Consider the following 17,650-nt stretch of genomic DNA (forward strand, 5'->3'; position numbering starts at 1 on the left):
TTGTAAAGAAGTCGAGACTATGCCCGCTATCGACCTCATTTGCAAATTCAATCAATCTTTTTGTGACTTATTGGTTTCTCGTTTACATCTAAGCGCTTAAGCCCATTTTAAACATGCACGCGGCCTGCAGCCTTGCAGGAAAGCGGAATTTCTGGCGCCTGAAATATGCCGAAACGGCTGTAAGCCCCGGTTTCAGCGGGTCTACCAGCCGAGGGTTTCTTTCAAAAACGGGATTGTCAGCTTGCGCTGAGCCTGGAGGGAGGCCTGATCGAGGCGCTCAAGCAGCTCGAACAACGCGCTCATGCTGCGGGTACCGCGAGTCAGGATGAAATGCCCGACCTCATCGGTCAGATGCAGTCCGCGACGGGATGCGCGCAATTGCAGGGCACGCAATTTGTCCTCGTCGGACAGTGGGCGCATCTGGAAGATCAAGGCCAGGGTCAGGCGCGACTTGAGATCCGCCAGCTTCACCGGCAACTCGCGCGGGGATGTCGATGCGGCAATCAGCAGGCGCCGGCCGCTGTCGCGCAGGCGATTGAACAGATGGAACAGTGCCTCTTCCCAGTCCGCCTTGCCGGCAACCGCCTGCAGGTCATCGAGACAGACCAGTTCGTACTGCTCAAGGTTATCGAGAATCTCGATACCGCGATCGAGCAGCTCGGCCAGCGGCAGGTACACCGCAGGCTCTCCCAATTGCTCGAAGCGCAGGCAGGCAGCCTGCAACAGGTGCGTACGCCCTACCCCATCCTTGCCCCAAAGGTAGATCAGGCTTTCGGTCCAGCCGGCGTCGGCTTCGCAAAGCCGCTCGACATAGCCGAGTGCAGCGGCATTGGCGCCTGGGTAGTAGTTGATAAAGGTGGCGTCGTCACGCAGACGCACACCTAGGGGCAGCTGAATCGGTTTCATGCTGACTGAACAGTTCCAAAGGAACCGTTAGTGGCCTCTGTGTAAAGTTTGCGAAGTTTATACCCGTGAAGCGGGCCGCACAATGCGATAGACCACAAGCAAAATCAAAGGTTTGCGTTAACGCACCGGTTTTATGACAGTTTCTTTGGCGGTGCATGTGACAGTCGCGCTGTGTAATCAGGCTGACCCGGCACGAACCCGGACAGCCCGCCATCGCCCATCGACACCTTTTACCCCTGCGGTTCGTCGACGCCCCCGTAGATATCGGAATCCTTATACAAATCTTGCACATGGCGCACCAGCACCATGATCACCGCGGCGACCGGCAATGCCAGCAGCACACCGGTAAAGCCGAACAGCTCACCCCCGGCCAGAATCGAGAAAATCACCGCCACCGGGTGCAGACCAATCCGGTCACCGACCAGCAACGGCGTCAGCACCATACCCTCCAAGGCCTGGCCGACCATGAACACCGCGACAATGCCGAGCATCGGGTAAAGATCGCCACCGAACTGGAACAGCCCTGCAATCAGCGCCGCACCGATGCCGATGATAAATCCCATGTACGGCACGATCGCTGCCAGACCGGCAATCAGGCCAATCAGCAAGCCCAGCTCCAGCCCGACCAGCATCAGGCCTGCTGCGTAGATCACCCCCAGGGCTACCATGACCAGCAACTGACCGCGAACGAACGCTCCGAGCACTTCATGGCATTCACCCGCCAGCGACACCGCGCGCTCCTCACGATCACGGGGCAGCAGGCTGCGGACCTTGGCCATCATCAGGTCCCAATCGCGCAACAGATAGAAGCTCACCACCGGGATCAACACCAGATTCGCCAACCAGCCAATCAACGCCAGCCCCGAGGCCGTCGCATGACTCAGTACCACGCCGACAACATCGGAGGTCTGGCTCATGTGCTCGCCGATGGCTGCCTTGAGCCGGTCGAACTTCCAGAAGCCCTCCGACAGGCCGAACTTCGATTGCGCCCAGGGCAACGCCGTGTGCTGCAGCCAGTCGAGCATCTGCGGGGCCAGTTCATACAAACGAAACAGCTGCCGGGCGAGCAACGGCACCAGGACCAACAGCAGCGCGGTGAGGATCAATGTAAACAGGGCAAACACCGCCACTACACCCCAGGTACGAGACAGCCCCGCCTTCTCCAGTCGATCCACCAGCGGGTCGAACAGATAGGCCAACAGCAGGGCCACCAGGAACGGCGTCAGGATCGGATGCAACAACCAGACAAAAACACAAAGCAGGACCACCCCGCCGAGCCAGAACCAACGCCGCGTATCGGCCATGAACCACTCCATTGCTTCTATATAAAGAGAGAAAAACTACCAGCGAAACCGCAGTTGGGGTGTCGGGGCAGGCGCCGGGGCTGGCACCGCACCACCGGCGGTCGGCTGAACCGGCACTGCCGGAGTCGGTGCCGGAGCCGCCGGCGCTTCCTGCAACCGTGCCAGCGACAGTTGCGCACGCAACTGCTCGGCGCTGCCATTGACCCGGTAGACGATCCGGTCGCCGTCGACGCTTTGCACGCGCCCGCCAAAGGGCTCCAGCAAGCGCCCAAGGGACGCGTAGTGTTCAAGATTCATGCCTTGCACTTCCAGCAATTGCGCGCTCGAAGCACCCGGCTTGGCGACAAACCGCGGCGCCAGGCGCTCATTGACCGCCAGCATCACCGCATCGGCCACGGCGGCCTGATCGGCGCCCTGCACGCTACCTGCCTCTTTTTTATCCCCCAGCCACAATTGCCACTTGGCTTGCCACTGCCCGCCCTCCTCTTTGGCGTGTACCGCGAGCAGGGCGTCGGCGTTGTAGCGTTCCGATGCCGCAAGCAAAGGGCCGGAATCTGCGCCTTCCAGATTCGGCGCGGTGGCGACGATCTGTTCGTTCAGGTCCGCCAATGGCAAGCGCAATGGCAAGCCCCGGTGCTGGGCAGCCCGCCGCAGTGGCGCCGCGCTGGCCTGGCCGTCGCCCACCAGGCTTGAACCCTCGGTGGAATCGTTGAGCCACCAGCCGAGGATCGACGGCCGATTGGCCCCCCACATGGCCAGGCCGGCGCGGCGCAAGGCCTGCTCGGTGGTACCCGGGTCGAAATCGACTTTCAGGACTTCCGGCGGACCGGCTTCAAAGCCGTATTGGCTGATGATCTGTTGCGGATCTTTGCGAATCGCCGCCAGCCCCGGATTCTGAGCGGCCTTGGGGTCGCCGGTCAGGCGCAACACCAAAGTGTCCAATGCACGTTGAGTCGCCTGCTCACGCTCCTCGGGCGACTGGCCATTCACCGGCTCGCGTACCTGATAAAGGCCTTTGACGGTTTCGGCATGACTGACCAGGCTGACCACTGACAAACAACTCACAAGCAAGAATTTACAAAAACGCATGGAAGATTCCTGACGACAAGAGCGGCTGGAACAGACCGCATGAAGACGATCGAGCAAGGCTGTGACCATTGCCCGATGCAAAACATTCACACGTTCCGGGTAAGTTTTCGCACTGTCATAACGATAGACGGTTAATCGCGACACCTTATACAGCCAGGCAGGATGCCACCGACACCGCGCATCAACGGTTTTTTTTAACGGATATGGCCCTGCTGTCGGCCTGAGGATGGCCGCTGCGGCTCAAGCCTGATAAAATCGCGCGCCTTCGCAGACCGGCAACAGCCGGGCACTTTCGAAATTCGCGTGAGGCAATCGCCTTCGTCGATTTCGGCGGCCCCGCTGAACTCGGTCGTTACCCCTGAATCCCCCCTAAAGGCCTGGATCATGAGCAAGCAACCCTCCCTGAGCTACAAGGACGCCGGTGTAGACATCGACGCCGGTGAAGCATTGGTCGAACGCATCAAGAGCGTCGCCAAGCGCACTGCGCGCCCGGAAGTCATGGGCGGCCTGGGCGGTTTCGGCGCCCTCTGCGAAATCCCGGCCGGCTACAAGCAGCCTGTGCTGGTTTCCGGTACCGACGGCGTTGGCACCAAGCTGCGCCTGGCACTGAACCTGAACAAGCACGACAGCATCGGCATCGACCTGGTTGCCATGTGCGTGAACGACCTGGTGGTGTGCGGCGCCGAGCCACTGTTCTTCCTCGACTACTACGCCACCGGCAAACTGAACGTCGACACCGCTGCCCAGGTTGTTACCGGCATCGGCGCTGGCTGCGAACTGTCGGGCTGCTCGCTGGTGGGCGGTGAAACCGCTGAAATGCCGGGCATGTACGAAGGCGAAGACTACGACCTGGCCGGCTTCTGCGTCGGCGTCGTGGAAAAATCCGAAATCATCGACGGCTCCAAGGTTGCTGCCGGCGACGCCCTGCTCGCCCTGCCGTCTTCCGGCCCGCACTCCAACGGCTATTCGCTGATCCGCAAGATCATCGAAGTGTCCGGCGCCGACATCGAAAACACCCAGCTCGACGGCAAGCCGCTGACCGACCTGCTGATGGCCCCGACCCGCATCTACGTGAAGCCGCTGCTCAAGCTGATCAAGGAAACCGGCGCGGTCAAAGCCATGGCCCACATCACCGGTGGCGGCCTGCTGGACAACATCCCGCGCGTTCTGCCAAAAGGCGCGCAGGCTGTGGTTGACGTGGCCAGCTGGACCCGTCCGGCCGTGTTCGACTGGCTGCAAGAGAAAGGCAACGTCGACGAGAACGAAATGCACCGCGTGCTGAACTGCGGTGTGGGCATGGTCATCTGCGTGGCCCAGGAGCACGTTGAAGCCGCCCTGAACGTTCTGCGCGAAGCGGGCGAGCAGCCTTGGGTCATCGGCCAGATCTCCACCGCTGCCGAAGGCGCGGCTCAGGTAGAACTGAAGAACCTCAAGGCTCACTGATGCCTAAGACCTGTGATGTCGTGGTGCTGTTGTCCGGCACCGGCAGTAACTTGCAGGCCCTGATCGACAGCACGCGGACCGGCGACAGCCCGGTCCGCATCGCTGCGGTGATTTCCAACCGCGCCGACGCCTACGGCCTGCAACGCGCCAGGGACGCGGGTATCGACACCCGCACCCTGGATCACAAGGCTTTCGAAGGTCGCGAGGCCTTCGATGCCGCGCTGATCGAACTGATCGACGCCTTCAACCCCAAACTCGTGGTACTGGCCGGATTCATGCGCATTCTCAGCGCGGGTTTCGTACGCCACTATCAGGGCCGCCTGCTCAATATCCACCCCTCGCTGCTACCCAAATACAAAGGGTTACACACTCATCAGCGCGCGCTGGAGGCCGGCGACGCCGAGCACGGCTGCTCCGTGCACTTCGTCACCGAGGAACTCGATGGCGGACCACTGGTCGTACAGGCTGTAATACCGGTAGAGTTACAGGATTCGCCGCAGAGTCTGGCGCAGCGGGTCCATGTTCAGGAACACCTGATCTACCCGATGGCCGTACGCTGGTTTGCCGAAGGTCGTCTGGCCCTCGGTGAGCAAGGTGCTTTACTGGATGGACAGCTACTCGCGGCCAGCGGCCACTTGATTCGAAACTAGGAGATTTTATGCGTCGCGCCCTGCTCTTCGCTTGCGCTCTGCTCGCTTTGCCCTTCGCTCAGGCGGCAGAACTTCAACCCTTCTCCGCCAGCTACACCGCCGACTGGAAACAGCTCCCCATGAGCGGCACTGCCGAGCGCAGCCTCGAAAAAACCAGCGACGGCAAATGGAAACTGAGTTTCAAGGCATCGATGATGATTGCCAGCCTGTCCGAGGAAAGCACCCTGACCCTGGACAAGGACACGCTGCTTCCGGAGTCGTACCACTTTGAACGTGGCGGCCTGGGCAAGGCCAAGAAATCGGATCTGGATTTCGACTGGAACACCAAGATGATCACCGGCACCGATCGCGGTGACGCCGTCAAGCTCCCTCTCAACCGCGGCATGGTCGACAAGTCCACCTACCAGTTGGCACTGCAACATGATGTTGCTGCCGGCAAAAAGACCATGAGCTATCAAGTGGTCGATGGCGGCGAAGTCGACACCTATGACTTCCGCGTGCTGGGCTCTGAAAAAGTCGACACCAAGGCCGGTCAGATCGATGCGATCAAGGTTGAGCGCGTGCGCGACCCGACGCAGAGCAAACGCATCACCGTGATGTGGTTCGCCAAGGACTGGGATTACCTGCTGGTCCGCCTGCAACAGGTCGAAACCGACGGCAAGGAGTACAACATCATGCTCCTGGACGGCAAGGTCAACGGCAAGACTGTCAAAGGCAACTGATCCGGATCGACACGAAAAGCCCCGCCATTGCGGGGCTTTTTTTGAATCAAAAGATCGCAGCCTTCGGCAGCTCCTACATGGATCGCATAAACCTGTAGGAGCTGCCGAAGGCTGCGATCTTTTGATGCATTGAGGTCCACCGCCAACCGCGACAACTCCTGGCTCGCCGCACGGGTCTGATTCGCTCCGGCCGAGCTCTGTCGACAGCACTGTCTGATGCACTTGTTCGCGGCCGTATTGGGCAATGCGGTCGGACTCGCCGAAGCTTGCGACGTTGCTGCATGCAAAACACCATCACTGCTACGGTAACGATTCAGCGAAAAAGCCCCACCTTACAAGAAAACCGGAACGCATATCCGGCACCATGCTCTATACCTTCAAGGTCTTTTTGATCGAATAAATATCCTGTCGCCTGCGAGGTTTCCCATGACCGTTACCGTCAACACCGTTTCTGCCGAAGGCTTTCGCCACAGCGTACAAATCGATGACCATGAACTCTTCGCCGACGTGCCCGTCACGACTGGCGGTGAAGGCACCGCGCCGGAACCGCACGATTATTTCGATGCCGCGCTCGGCGCCTGCAAGGCCCTGACCCTCAAGCTCTATGCGAAGAAGAAGGACATCCCGTTGACCGGTGTCGGCGTCGAGGTCAAGCGCGACAACAGCCTGGAGCAGAAAGGCCAATACACGCTGCACGTCAAACTGACCCTCAAGGGCGTACTCACTGACGCCCAGCGCGACGAGCTGCATCGCGTGGCCGATCGCTGCCCGATCCACAAGCTGATGACCACGTCTGAAGTCAGCATCGAAACGCATTTGTCCGAAGGCGCCTTCAGCCAATAGCGGCAAAGGCTGCGCAAGCGGGTTATGCTCGAACGCATCACCCGCTCGCCTGGAACGCACCATGACCACTCCGCTCGTGATCCGCCCCCGCACTGAAGACGTCGAAGGCCAGCCGATCCTGCGCCCACTGCCATCCGCCAAGTGCCGCAGCGTCGGGCCATTCGTGTTTTTCGATCACATGCTGGAAACCCGTTATCCGCCGGGCAAAGGCATGAATATCCGCCAGCATCCGCACATTGGCCTGTCCACCCTGACCTATTTGTTCCAGGGGCAAATCCAGCACAAGGACAGCCTGGGTTCCGATCAGGTTGTTGATACTGGCGATGTCAGCTGGATGACGGCCGGCAGCGCCATTGCCCACGTCGAACGCACGCCAGAGGCACTCAAGGAGAGCGGCTTCACGATGCACGGCTTGCAGATCTGGCTGGCATCGCCCAAGGACAAAGAACAGGGTCCGGGGCACTACAGCCACCATCCGGCGTCCACCTTGCCGGTCAGCGAAAACCTGGGGGTGAAGATCCGCATGATTGCCGGATCGGGCTTTTGCCTGGAGTCACCGGTGCCGGTGCTTTCTCCTACGTTGTACGCGGAATTGCACCTGCAAACGGCGACGACATTGCTGATTCCCACCGAGCATGAAGAACGTGCGCTGTATGTGTTGAGCGGCGAGGTGCAACTGGATGGCGAGCTGATAGAACCGTATTCGCTGGTGGTACTGCCTGCCGGAGAAGAGTTGACCCTGTTTGCTGAAAGCGACAGTCACGCCGTGTTGTTTGGCGGCGCGCCGCTGGACGGGCCACGGCGGATCAACTGGAACTTTGTCGCGAGCGATCCGGCGGCGATTGATGAAGCGCGCCGGCGTTGGGCGGCCGGGGACTGGCCGACAGTGCCGGGGGAAGTTGAGCGGATTGAACTGCCTTAAAGCAAAAGATCGCAGCCTTCGGCAGCTCCTACAGGGAAATGCCTTCTCCTGTAGGAGCTGCCGCAGGCTGCGATCTCTTGATCCTGGGGCAATCAGCCCTTGAACACTTCATCCAGCAGATTGTGCATCGACGTGAAGGCCCGGGCAGCCACCTTGGCGTCATACATCATCATCCCCGGCACCTTGGCGTGCGGGTCGGTGAACGAGTGAAACGCACCGCCGTAGCTCAGCAACTGCCAGTCCACACCGGCCGCGTTCATTTCATCTTCGAACGCCGGCAACTGCTCCTTCGGCACCAATGGATCGGAAGCACCGTGCAGGACCAGGACCTTACCCTTGATGTTTTTCGCGTCGGCCGGATTCGGTGTGTCCAGCGTGCCGTGGAAGGAAACCGCGGCCTTCACCGGCGCACCGGTACGGGCAAACTCCAGGGCACAGCAGCCGCCAAAACAGAAACCGTAGGTCGCCAGCTTCGACGTATCGACTGCCGCCTCGCCCTGGCTCTGCAACTGCTCGAACGCCACCTGCATGCGCTTGCGCAGTAATCCACGGTCATTCTTCAACGGCATCATTGCCGCCCCGGCCTCGTCATTGTTCGACGGACGAACCGATTGCCCGTAAAGGTCGGCGATCAGCACCACGTAGCCCTTGGCCGCCACGGACCTGGCGATCTCCTCGGCACCGGCGCTGACGCCCATCCAGTTCGGCGCCATCAACAATCCGGGACGCGGGCCTTTATGGTCGGCATCGAAGGCCAGACGGCTTTCGTAGGCCTGGCCGTCAATCTGATAGGCAACGGAACGTACAGTGATTTGGCTCATTTCTGACTCCTGATTGTTGAACACCAGAATGAAAAAACCCGCCGAAGCGGGTTTTCTGCAACACAGTTAAGCCGATAGCTCGACCAACAGTTTGTTCAGACGACGCACATAGGCCGCCGGATCTTTCAAACTGTCGCCGGCCGCCAGGGCCGCCTGATCGAAGAGGATGTGCGACAGATCGCCGAAGCGCTCGTCGCTCTGCTCGTTGTCGAGCTTCTCGATCAGCGGATGAGCCGGGTTGAATTCGAAGATCGGCTTCGAATCCGGAACCTTCTGCCCGCTGGCTTCGAGGATCTGGCGCATCTGCTGGCCCAGGTCCTGCTCGCCGATGGCCAGGATCGCCGGCGAATCGGTCAGGCGATGGGACACACGAACTTCCGCAACGGATTCGCCCAGCGCGGTTTTCAGACGCTCAACCAGACCTTCTTTGGACTTCGCGACTTCTTCCGCGGCCTTCTTGTCCTCTTCCGAGTCCAGGTTGCCGAGGTCCAGGTCACCGCGCGCCACGTCGACGAAGCTCTTGCCGTCGAAGTCGCTGAGGTAGCTCATCAGCCACTCGTCGATGCGGTCGGTCAACAGCAGCACTTCGATGCCTTTCTTGCGGAAGACTTCCAGGTGCGGGCTGTTCTTGACCTGCGCGTAGGTTTCGCCGGTCAGGTAGTAGATCTTGTCCTGACCTTCCTTGGCGCGCGCCAGGTACTCGGCCAGGCCGACAACCTGCTCGCCATCGTCGCCATGGGTCGAAGCGAAACGCAACAGACCGGCGATTTTTTCCTTGTTGGCGAAATCTTCTGCCGGGCCTTCCTTCATGACCTGACCGAAGTTTTTCCAGAAGCCCTTGTATTGCTCAGGCTCGTTCTTCGCCAGTTTTTCCAGCATGTCCAGTACGCGCTTGGTCAGCGCCGACTTCATGGAGTCGATGATCGGATCTTTCTGCAGGATTTCCCGCGATACGTTCAGCGACAGGTCATTGGAGTCGACCACACCCTTGATGAAGCGCAGGTACAGCGGCAGGAAGGACTCGGCCTGATCCATGACGAATACGCGCTGCACGTACAGCTTCAGGCCTTTTGGTGCTTCACGCTGGTACAGATCGAACGGAGCACGGGTCGGTACGTAGAGCAGCGAGCTGTATTCCAGCTTGCCTTCGACCTTGTTGTGGCTCCAGCTCAGCGGGTTCTCGAAATCGTGAGCGATGTGCTTGTAGAACTCCTGGTATTCCTCGTCCTTGATCTCGGTACGCGGACGGGTCCACAGAGCGCTGGCACGGTTGACGGTTTCCCATTCAACGGCAGGCTTCTCTTCGCCTTCAGCGGCCGCCACTTCTTTCGGCAACTCGATCGGCAAGGCGATGTGGTCGGAGTACTTCTTGATGATGTTGCGCAGGCGCCAGCCATCGGCGAATTCGTCTTCACCGGATTTCAGGTGCAGGACAATGCGAGTGCCGCGCTCGGCCTTGTCGATGGTCGCGACTTCGAAGTCACCTTCGCCCTTGGACGACCAGTGCACGCCTTCGCTGGCAGCGCTGCCGGCACGACGGCTGTACACATCGACTTTGTCGGCGACGATGAAGGCGGAGTAGAAACCGACACCGAACTGGCCGATCAGGTGCGAGTCTTTCTTCTGGTCGCCGGTCAGGTGCTTCATGAAATCGGCGGTGCCGGACTTGGCGATGGTACCCAGGTGGGTGATCGCGTCTTCGCGGCTCATGCCGATACCGTTGTCTTCGAGGGTGACGGTTTTAGCGTCCTTGTCGAAACTAACGCGGATTTTCAGTTCGGCGCCGCCTTCCAGCAGCTCTGGCTTGGCCAGGGCTTCGAAACGTAATTTGTCGACAGCGTCAGAGGCGTTCGAGATCAATTCGCGAAGGAAAATTTCCTTGTTGGAATACAACGAATGGATCATGAGATGCAGCAGCTGCTTCACCTCGGTCTGGAAGCCCAGGGTTTCCTTTTGAGTTTCCACACTCATGGTCATCAAACTCCAATCAGATGGCATAAGCCGCGACCTTGAGGGTCGGCGGCGGGTTGTCATCAGAGTTTGGGGCTGAGTTCAGGATTTCAAGGGCTCCTCGAGTTTGAAATGTGCACGGGCCGTGGCAATGGGTTCGGCCTCAGTGCTTTGCCAGGCGGTAATCGCCACGTTGGCAACCCGCCGCCCCTGGCGGCAAACCTGGCATCGGGCCCAGGTGTCGCGAAACTGCCCGGCTCGCAGGTAATCCAGGGAGAAGTCGATGATCTTCGGCACCCCGGGCGATCCGGTAAACACCAACAGGTGCAACGCTGCGGCCAATTCCATGAACCCGGCGATCACACCGCCATGAATCGCCGGAAGCAAAGGGTTGCCGATGTTGTCCTTGTTCGCCGGCAGCTTGAACAGCAGCTCATCGCCCACCCGTGAACATTCGACGCCAATCAGCCGGGCATAGGGAATCAAACCCAGCAGCGAGGCGTAATCGCCCTGCTCATGGGCCTTTTGCAATTGATCCTTCAGCGACTCGCTCATTGCGCACCTCCGGCGACGGCGCTACCAAAGCCTTTGGTGCCTTTGATGCCCTTGCCCATGCGCATGAATGTGCCCATCACATGGGCAATGGGTTGCCCGGGATCATCCTGATAGGCGAAGCCACGGGCAAAAATCACGTCGGTGGTGACCCGGTAGCACTGGGCGAAGCCATAGACATCCTTGTGCGGTTCGGCGGCGTGCATGTAGTCGATGCGCAGGTCGAGGGTCGGACAGACTTCGAACTCCGGGAGCACACAGAGCGTCGCCATGCCACAGGCCGTGTCCATCAGCGAGGTCAGTGCCCCGCCATGAATCACACCGGTTTCGGGATTGCCAACGATCTGCGGGCTGTACGGCAGCACAATTGTCAGCCCTTCGCTGCTGGCGCTGTGAACGCTTAGTCCAAGTACCTGACAATGTCGCAACGCCGACAGAAAGCGCTTCGCTTGCTCAAAAACGGGGTTTTCAGCCATTTGATAAACACTCTTGTTTACGTTCGTGCAATGCGGTGGCAGTCCGGGTAAAAGTTCCGCATTAGAACAAAACTTATATATCTGAAAGAATTAAGGAACTTAACCCTGATGTGTGAGCTCTTAATGCCAGTACATGCTTTTCATCAGGAGAAACACCCCATGCGTAAGACTTTAGCTATTGCCTTGATGTTGACCGCTTCCCTCGGTCTCGCTGCCTGCGATAAAAAATCCGAGGACAAAGCTCAAGATGCTAACCAACATGCTGAGCAAGCCCAGCAAAAAATGAACGAAGCTCAGGATAAAGTGAACGACGCGGCGAAGGAAAACGCCGAAGCCGCCAAAGCTCAGGCTGAATCGAACGCGGAAGCGGCAAAAGAGGCTGCTCCGGCTGCTCCGGCCACTCCAGCCGCTCCGGAAGCGCCTAAGAACTAATCCGGTTTTTAGCGTGATAAAAGAAAACCCGCCAAGTGCGGGTTTTCTTTTGCCTTCAAAAAATGCTTAGAGCAGAATCGTTCGAAAAGTCGGACTAATCATCAGCAACAGCGAGCAGATTAATCCCACCAGCCAGACCAGACTGCGTTGCCAGGCCAGGTCCTTCCAGTAACACACCAGATAAATAACCCGAGCGATCACAAAGATGATCGCGAGCAAATCGATGAGCCAGCCTGCCGTCTGCGTTGTATGCGCCATCAACACACCCACCGCAAACAATATGAAGGCTTCAAAACTATTCTGATGCGCCGCCAGCGCACGGGCGCCGAAACCTGTGAGTTGGCCCTGCTGCTGGCGCGGCAGGTGATTGTTGTAACCGCCCTGCTCTTTCATGGCCTTGGTCACGGGCATACGCGCCACGTAAATCAGCACGGCACTGACAAACACGCACCAGAACGGAATACTCATCAAGCAGCCTCTTTGATCACCTCGGGCAATGGCGCCTCTGTAAGGGTATAGACCATCACGTCGAGAACGTCAGAGTGAAACTCGCGACGGTACAACACGAATACCACGCCGGCGCTCATCAACATGAACAACCAGGGGCTGACAAACCAGGCCAGCATGGTCATGCCGAAGTAGTAGGAACGCAGCCCGAAGTTGAACTGGTTGGCGGCCATGGAGATGACTCGGGCTGCCCGGTTCGCAAAGGCTTTACGCTCCTGCTCCGAGACATGACGCTCACCGACCATGGGTGCCGAGCCCACCAGGATGGCCGCGAAGTTGTACTGACGCATGCACCAGCTAAAGGTAAAGAACGCATAGACAAACACCAGCGCCAGGCACAGCAACTTGATTTCCGACATGCCCTGGGACGCCTGTTGCACCATCGGGATATCCGCCAGCAACGATACCGCCCTTTCCGAAGCCCCCAGCACCGTGAGAATACCGGCCAGGATAATCAGCGTACTGGAGGCGAAGAACGAAGCGTTGCGTTCCAGGTTGCCGATCACGCTGGCATCGGCGATGCGGTTGTCGCGCAGCAGCATGCGGCGCATCCAGTCTTCACGATAGAGGTGCAGCACACTGGCCAGGCACGCGGTGTCACGGCCTTTCCAGGTGGCATAGCGGGTGTACCCGCCCCAGCAGATGACGAACCAGATGGCGGCAAGGATGTGGATCAGGTTGGCTTGGATGAACGACATGCAGGTCCTTGTGATGTAGTAACGGAACACTGAAATCCTGTGGGAGCGAGCCTGCTCGCGAAAGCGGTAGATCAATCAACATTTACGTTGAATGAAGCGACGCCTTCGCGAGCAGGCTCGCTCCCACAAAGGATGTTGCAGTGCTTCGACGTTAGCTCAACGCAAAAGACACCGCATCACCCCATAAAAAAATGCCCCGTATCGATTGATACGGGGCATTTCTGTTGTGTTCACAGGCCCGCTTGTGACGGGCCGGTAAAGCTTAAGCCAGCGCTTCTTCGCGCTTGCCCAGCAGACGGTCGCAGACAACGGCAACCACCAGGGTCATCACCGAAGGCACCAGCCAGGCCAGGCCCTGCTCGCTCAGCGGCAGGTGCGCCATTTGCGTCGGCATCCAGTCCGCCAGGCCTGCACCCTTGAGGGCGTCGATCAGGCCGAAGATGAACGACACCAGCATGACCGGGCCGAGGATACGACCCTGCTCATGCCAGAAGTCCTTGCAGAAGCTCAACGCCACCAGAACGATGCACGGTGGGTAGATCGCGGTGAGCACCGGGATCGAGAACGCAATCAGCTTGGTCAGGCCCAGGTTGGACACCAGCAGCGAGAACGCCGCGAGGACGATCACCAGTGTCTTGTAGGACAGTGGCAGCACTCGGCTGAAGTACTCGGCGCAGGCACAGGTCAGGCCGACCGCGGTCACCAGGCACGCCAGGGAAATCAGCACGGCCAGGAAACCGCTGCCCAGCGAACCGAAGGTGTGCTGCACGTAGGCGTGCAATACCGCCGCGCCATTGGTAGCGCCAGCGGCCACTTCATGGCTGCCCGAACCGAGACGGAACAGGCTGACGTAAACCAGTGCCAGGCCGATGCCGGCGATCAGGCCGGCGATGATCGCATAACGGGTGATCAGTGCCGGCGACTCGACGCCGCGGGAACGGATGGCGTTGACGATGACGATGCCGAACACCAGGGCGCCCAGGGTATCCATGGTCAGGTAACCATTGATGAAGCCTTGGGAAAACGGTGCCGCCACGTATTCAGGCGTGGCTTGGCCAATGTCTCCGGCCGGCAAGGCGAATGCTGCAATGCCCAGCACGGCCAGGGCGATGATCTTCAGCGGAGCGAGGAAGCGCCCTACGGTATCCAGCAAACGGCCTGGGTACAGCGAGATGAAGAACACCAGCAGGAAGTAGACCGAGCTGTACAGGAACAATGCCAGCGGGCTCTCGCCGGTCAGCGGCGCCAGGCCCACTTCGAAGGATACCGTCGCGGTACGTGGCGTCGCGAACAGCGGGCCGACAGCGAGGTAGCAGGCGGCTGCCAACAGGCCACCGGCGACTTTACCGATCGGGCTGCTCAAGGCATCCATTGCGCCGCCGACCTTCGCCAGCGCCACAACGGTGATCACCGGCAGACCAACGGCCGTGACCAGGAAACCCAGCGCCGCCATCCAGACATTGGGCCCGGACTGCAAACCGACGATAGGCGGGAAGATGATGTTGCCAGCCCCGACGAACAGGGCAAACGTCATAAAACCAAGTGCCAGGATGTCCTGGCCTTTCAACACTTTCATTAAGGAAATACCACACTACTGAATCGGAATTTAGAGAGGGATTTCCCTATGGGTGAGGGAAATGCTGTCAGTCCGTATAAGACCAACCCTTTTAGCGCGTTGGTGCCTTGTGGGCCGCGGACGCAAAAATGGCGCGTAGACTAACGAATTTGGACCAGAAACGCACTGTTAGAGGGCGAACTATCCGATACGCGACATTTTTGTGTCGCGTTTATGCATGTAAATGGTTGGTGCCTGTAAGTCCGTCATCGCGAGCAAGCTCGCTCCCACAGGGATTTGTAGTGGTCATGCAATCTGATCCATACCGCAAAAACTGTGGGAGCGAGCTTGCTCGCGATGAGGCCCTGCCAAACAACGCATAAACCCCGGAAATGACAAAGGCCACCCGAAGGTGGCCTTTGTTTGGTGAAGCGTCAGTCAAGCGCGAGGCTTACTTGACAGCCCAACCAGTCAGCTCGGCCAGGGCCTTGCCGATGTCTGCCAGCGAACGCACGGTTTTAACGCCTGCGTCTTGCAGAGCAGCGAATTTCTCGTCTGCAGTGCCTTTGCCGCCAGAAATGATTGCGCCAGCATGGCCCATGCGCTTGCCCGGAGGAGCAGTCACACCAGCGATGTAGGAAACAACCGGCTTGGTCACGTGTGCCTTGATGTAGGCAGCCGCTTCTTCTTCAGCCGAACCGCCGATCTCACCGATCATCACGATCGCTTCGGTCTTCGGGTCTTCCTGGAACAGCTTCAGGATGTCGATGAAGTTCGAACCCGGGATCGGGTCACCACCGATGCCGACGCAAGTCGACTGACCGAAACCGGCGTCAGTAGTCTGCTTCACAGCTTCGTAGGTCAGGGTGCCGGAACGGGAAACGATACCGACCTTGCCTGGCAAGTGAATGTGACCTGGCATGATGCCGATCTTGCATTCGCCTGGAGTGATCACGCCTGGGCAGTTAGGGCCGATCAGGGTAACACCCAGCTCGTCGCACTTAACTTTAGCGTCCAGCATGTCCAGGGTAGGAATGCCTTCGGTGATGCAGACGATCAGCTTGATGCCGCCGAAAGCAGCTTCCAGGATCGAGTCCTTGCAGAAAGGAGCCGGAACGTAGATCACGCTGGCGGTGGCGCCAGTGGCAGCTACGGCGTCTTTCACGGTGTTGAACACTGGCAGGCCCAGGTGCTCGGTGCCGCCTTTGCCTGGAGTTACACCACCAACCATCTTGGTGCCGTACTCGATGGCTTGCTGGGTGTGGAAACTACCTTGCGAACCGGTAATACCCTGGCAGATAACTTTGGTGTCTTTATTGATCAGGACGCTCATTATTTGCCCTCCGCAGCTTTGACAACTTGTTGAGCAGCGTCGGTCAGGCTGGTAGCAGCGATGATGTTCAAACCGCTTTCTGCCAGTACTTTAGCGCCCAGCTCAGCGTTGTTGCCTTCAAGGCGAACAACAACCGGGATTTTCACGCCGACTTCTTTCACTGCACCGATGATGCCTTCGGCAATCATGTCGCAACGAACGATGCCGCCGAAGATGTTGACCAGTACTGCAGCGACGTTAGTGTCGGACAGGATGATCTTGAACGCTTCGGTAACGCGTTCCTTGGTAGCACCGCCGCCCACGTCGAGGAAGTTGGCTGGCTTGCCGCCATGCAGGTTGACGATGTCCATGGTACCCATGGCCAGGCCAGCACCGTTGACCATGCAACCGATGTTGCCTTCCAGGGCTACGTAGTTCAGTTCGAACTTGGCAGCGTGCGCTTCGCGCGGATCGTCCTGCGACGGATCGTGGAAAGTCTTCAGCTTAGGCTGACGGTACATGGCGTTGGCGTCGATGTTGATCTTGGCGTCCAGGCAGTGCAGATCGCCGTCAGCCTTGATCACCAGCGGGTTCACTTCCAGCAGGGCCAGATCGTGATCCTGGAACAGTTTGGCCAGACCTACGAAGATCTTGGCGAACTGGGCAACTTGCTTGCCTTCCAGACCCAGCTGGAAAGCCAGTTCGCGACCCTGGAATGGCTGAGCGCCAACCAGTGGATCGATAGTGGCCTTCAGAATTTTTTCTGGAGTGTCGTGAGCGATTTTCTCGATGTCCACGCCACCTTCGGTGGAAGCCATGAACACGATGCGACGGCTCGAACGGTCAACGACAGCGCCCAGGTACAGCTCTTTAGCGATATCAGTGCACGATTCAACCAGGATCTTGGTGACTGGCTGACCATTGGCGTCAGTCTGGTAAGTCACCAGACGCTTGCCCAGCCACTGCTGTGCGAAGGCTTTGGCGTCTTCTTTGTTGCGAACCAGCTTGACGCCGCCCGCTTTACCGCGACCACCGGCGTGGACCTGGGCTTTGACAACCCACTCGCTGCCGCCGATTTTGTCGCAAGCTTCTGCTGCTGCTTCCGGGGTGTCTACCGCGTAACCGGTGGATACTGGCAGGCCGTACTCAGCGAACAGCTGCTTACCCTGATACTCGTGAAGATTCATGCTTATTACCGTCTTCGTTAGGTACTGCGCATTCGGTGCTGCACTGTTCAGTGCCGCACCACCTGTGACTGCTGCTTGCGTAGCCTTTCCGGACAACCGGTGCAGCTACGCAAGACTGCGTCCAGCGGATATTCCGCGGTGAGTCTTGCATGCAAGGCTCACGACGGGCCACGCCGCCGTGGTTTCTTATTATCTCTTTCGGACATGTGAAAACTGCTGCGCTAGGAAATACTGCGTTAAAAACAGGTTCGAAATGCTCATTGACTGACGTCAACTCCGCT

At 58.9% G+C, this 17,650-nt stretch carries 18 protein-coding genes; 6 read left to right on the forward strand and 12 right to left on the reverse strand.

Going from position 1 to position 17,650, the window contains the following annotated elements; translation table 11 throughout:
* Positions 1–201: 201 nt before the first annotated feature.
* The 3 genes from hda to AC3WJW_RS00745 all read right to left on the reverse strand — a co-directional run bounded on the left by hda (position 202) and on the right by AC3WJW_RS00745 (position 3,299).
* Entirely contained in the window at positions 202–906 is a 705-nt protein-coding gene (hda, locus tag AC3WJW_RS00735) for a DnaA regulatory inactivator Hda (RefSeq protein WP_007898944.1), read from the reverse strand.
* Between the two features lie 230 nt (positions 907–1,136).
* Complete coding sequence (locus tag AC3WJW_RS00740) at positions 1,137–2,210, reverse strand: AI-2E family transporter (RefSeq protein ID WP_493724800.1); 1,074 nt, start codon at positions 2,208–2,210, stop codon at positions 1,137–1,139.
* A gap of 36 nt (positions 2,211–2,246) precedes the next feature.
* Positions 2,247–3,299 (reverse strand): DUF2066 domain-containing protein, encoded by a 1,053-nt coding sequence (locus AC3WJW_RS00745; protein ID WP_493724801.1) that lies wholly within the window; start codon positions 3,297–3,299, stop codon positions 2,247–2,249.
* Between the two features lie 384 nt (positions 3,300–3,683).
* On the opposite strand from AC3WJW_RS00745, the gene purM reads away from it, so the two are divergent.
* The 5 genes from purM (at position 3,684) to AC3WJW_RS00770 (ending at position 7,879) form a co-directional block, all read left to right on the forward strand.
* Positions 3,684–4,742: a phosphoribosylformylglycinamidine cyclo-ligase gene (purM, locus tag AC3WJW_RS00750; RefSeq protein ID WP_007977543.1), complete on the forward strand. Its 1,059-nt coding sequence runs from the start codon at positions 3,684–3,686 to the stop codon at positions 4,740–4,742.
* Positions 4,742–5,392, forward strand: coding sequence for a phosphoribosylglycinamide formyltransferase (gene purN, locus AC3WJW_RS00755; RefSeq protein ID WP_493724802.1), 651 nt, complete (start codon positions 4,742–4,744; stop codon positions 5,390–5,392). The genes purM and purN overlap by 1 nt, the downstream gene beginning before the upstream one ends.
* 8 nt (positions 5,393–5,400) lie before the next feature.
* Positions 5,401–6,114, forward strand: coding sequence for a DUF3108 domain-containing protein (locus tag AC3WJW_RS00760; protein ID WP_493724803.1), 714 nt, complete (start codon positions 5,401–5,403; stop codon positions 6,112–6,114).
* A gap of 426 nt (positions 6,115–6,540) precedes the next feature.
* The gene (locus tag AC3WJW_RS00765) at positions 6,541–6,957 is read left to right on the forward strand and encodes an OsmC family protein (protein WP_493724804.1); all 417 of its coding nucleotides are present in this window, start codon (positions 6,541–6,543) and stop codon (positions 6,955–6,957) included.
* A 61-nt stretch (positions 6,958–7,018) separates the two neighbouring features.
* Positions 7,019–7,879 (forward strand): pirin family protein, encoded by an 861-nt coding sequence (locus AC3WJW_RS00770; RefSeq protein WP_493724805.1) that lies wholly within the window; start codon positions 7,019–7,021, stop codon positions 7,877–7,879.
* A 92-nt stretch (positions 7,880–7,971) separates the two neighbouring features.
* Here the strand turns inward: AC3WJW_RS00770 and AC3WJW_RS00775 are convergent, their stop codons facing one another.
* The 4 genes from AC3WJW_RS00775 to AC3WJW_RS00790 all read right to left on the reverse strand — a co-directional run bounded on the left by AC3WJW_RS00775 (position 7,972) and on the right by AC3WJW_RS00790 (position 11,678).
* Positions 7,972–8,700, reverse strand: a complete 729-nt coding sequence (locus tag AC3WJW_RS00775) for a dienelactone hydrolase family protein (RefSeq protein ID WP_428604557.1) — start codon at positions 8,698–8,700, stop codon at positions 7,972–7,974.
* 66 nt (positions 8,701–8,766) lie between these two features.
* Positions 8,767–10,671 carry a molecular chaperone HtpG gene (htpG, locus tag AC3WJW_RS00780; RefSeq protein ID WP_493724806.1) on the reverse strand — a complete coding sequence of 635 codons (1,905 nt, stop codon included), beginning with the start codon at positions 10,669–10,671 and terminating at the stop codon, positions 8,767–8,769.
* Positions 10,672–10,752: 81 nt separating this feature from the next.
* Complete coding sequence (locus AC3WJW_RS00785) at positions 10,753–11,205, reverse strand: PaaI family thioesterase (RefSeq protein WP_102701798.1); 453 nt, start codon at positions 11,203–11,205, stop codon at positions 10,753–10,755.
* Entirely contained in the window at positions 11,202–11,678 is a 477-nt protein-coding gene (locus AC3WJW_RS00790) for a PaaI family thioesterase (RefSeq protein WP_493724807.1), read from the reverse strand. The genes AC3WJW_RS00785 and AC3WJW_RS00790 overlap by 4 nt, the downstream gene beginning before the upstream one ends.
* A 159-nt stretch (positions 11,679–11,837) precedes the next feature.
* Here AC3WJW_RS00790 and AC3WJW_RS00795 point away from each other — a divergent pair, with 159 nt between their 5' ends.
* Positions 11,838–12,110 (forward strand): hypothetical protein, encoded by a 273-nt coding sequence (locus tag AC3WJW_RS00795; RefSeq protein WP_095964056.1) that lies wholly within the window; start codon positions 11,838–11,840, stop codon positions 12,108–12,110.
* Positions 12,111–12,176: 66 nt separating this feature from the next.
* On the opposite strand, the gene AC3WJW_RS00800 is transcribed toward AC3WJW_RS00795, so the two are convergent.
* From AC3WJW_RS00800 to sucC, 5 genes are all read right to left on the reverse strand, one after another.
* Positions 12,177–12,578 carry an MAPEG family protein gene (locus AC3WJW_RS00800; protein WP_493724808.1) on the reverse strand — a complete coding sequence of 134 codons (402 nt, stop codon included), beginning with the start codon at positions 12,576–12,578 and terminating at the stop codon, positions 12,177–12,179.
* Positions 12,578–13,315: a DUF599 domain-containing protein gene (locus AC3WJW_RS00805; RefSeq protein WP_493724809.1), complete on the reverse strand. Its 738-nt coding sequence runs from the start codon at positions 13,313–13,315 to the stop codon at positions 12,578–12,580. The genes AC3WJW_RS00800 and AC3WJW_RS00805 overlap by 1 nt, the downstream gene beginning before the upstream one ends.
* A 262-nt stretch (positions 13,316–13,577) precedes the next feature.
* On the reverse strand, positions 13,578–14,891 hold the full coding sequence (brnQ, locus tag AC3WJW_RS00810) for a branched-chain amino acid transport system II carrier protein (protein WP_493724810.1): 1,314 nt from the start codon (positions 14,889–14,891) through the stop codon (positions 13,578–13,580).
* A 430-nt stretch (positions 14,892–15,321) separates the two neighbouring features.
* Entirely contained in the window at positions 15,322–16,203 is an 882-nt protein-coding gene (gene sucD / locus AC3WJW_RS00815) for a succinate--CoA ligase subunit alpha (protein ID WP_003223019.1), read from the reverse strand.
* Entirely contained in the window at positions 16,203–17,369 is a 1,167-nt protein-coding gene (sucC, locus tag AC3WJW_RS00820) for an ADP-forming succinate--CoA ligase subunit beta (RefSeq protein ID WP_003223015.1), read from the reverse strand. The genes sucD and sucC overlap by 1 nt, the downstream gene beginning before the upstream one ends.
* Positions 17,370–17,650: the final 281 nt, after the last annotated feature.

The sequence above is a fragment of the Pseudomonas sp. GW821-FHT07G06 genome (assembly GCF_058986625.1).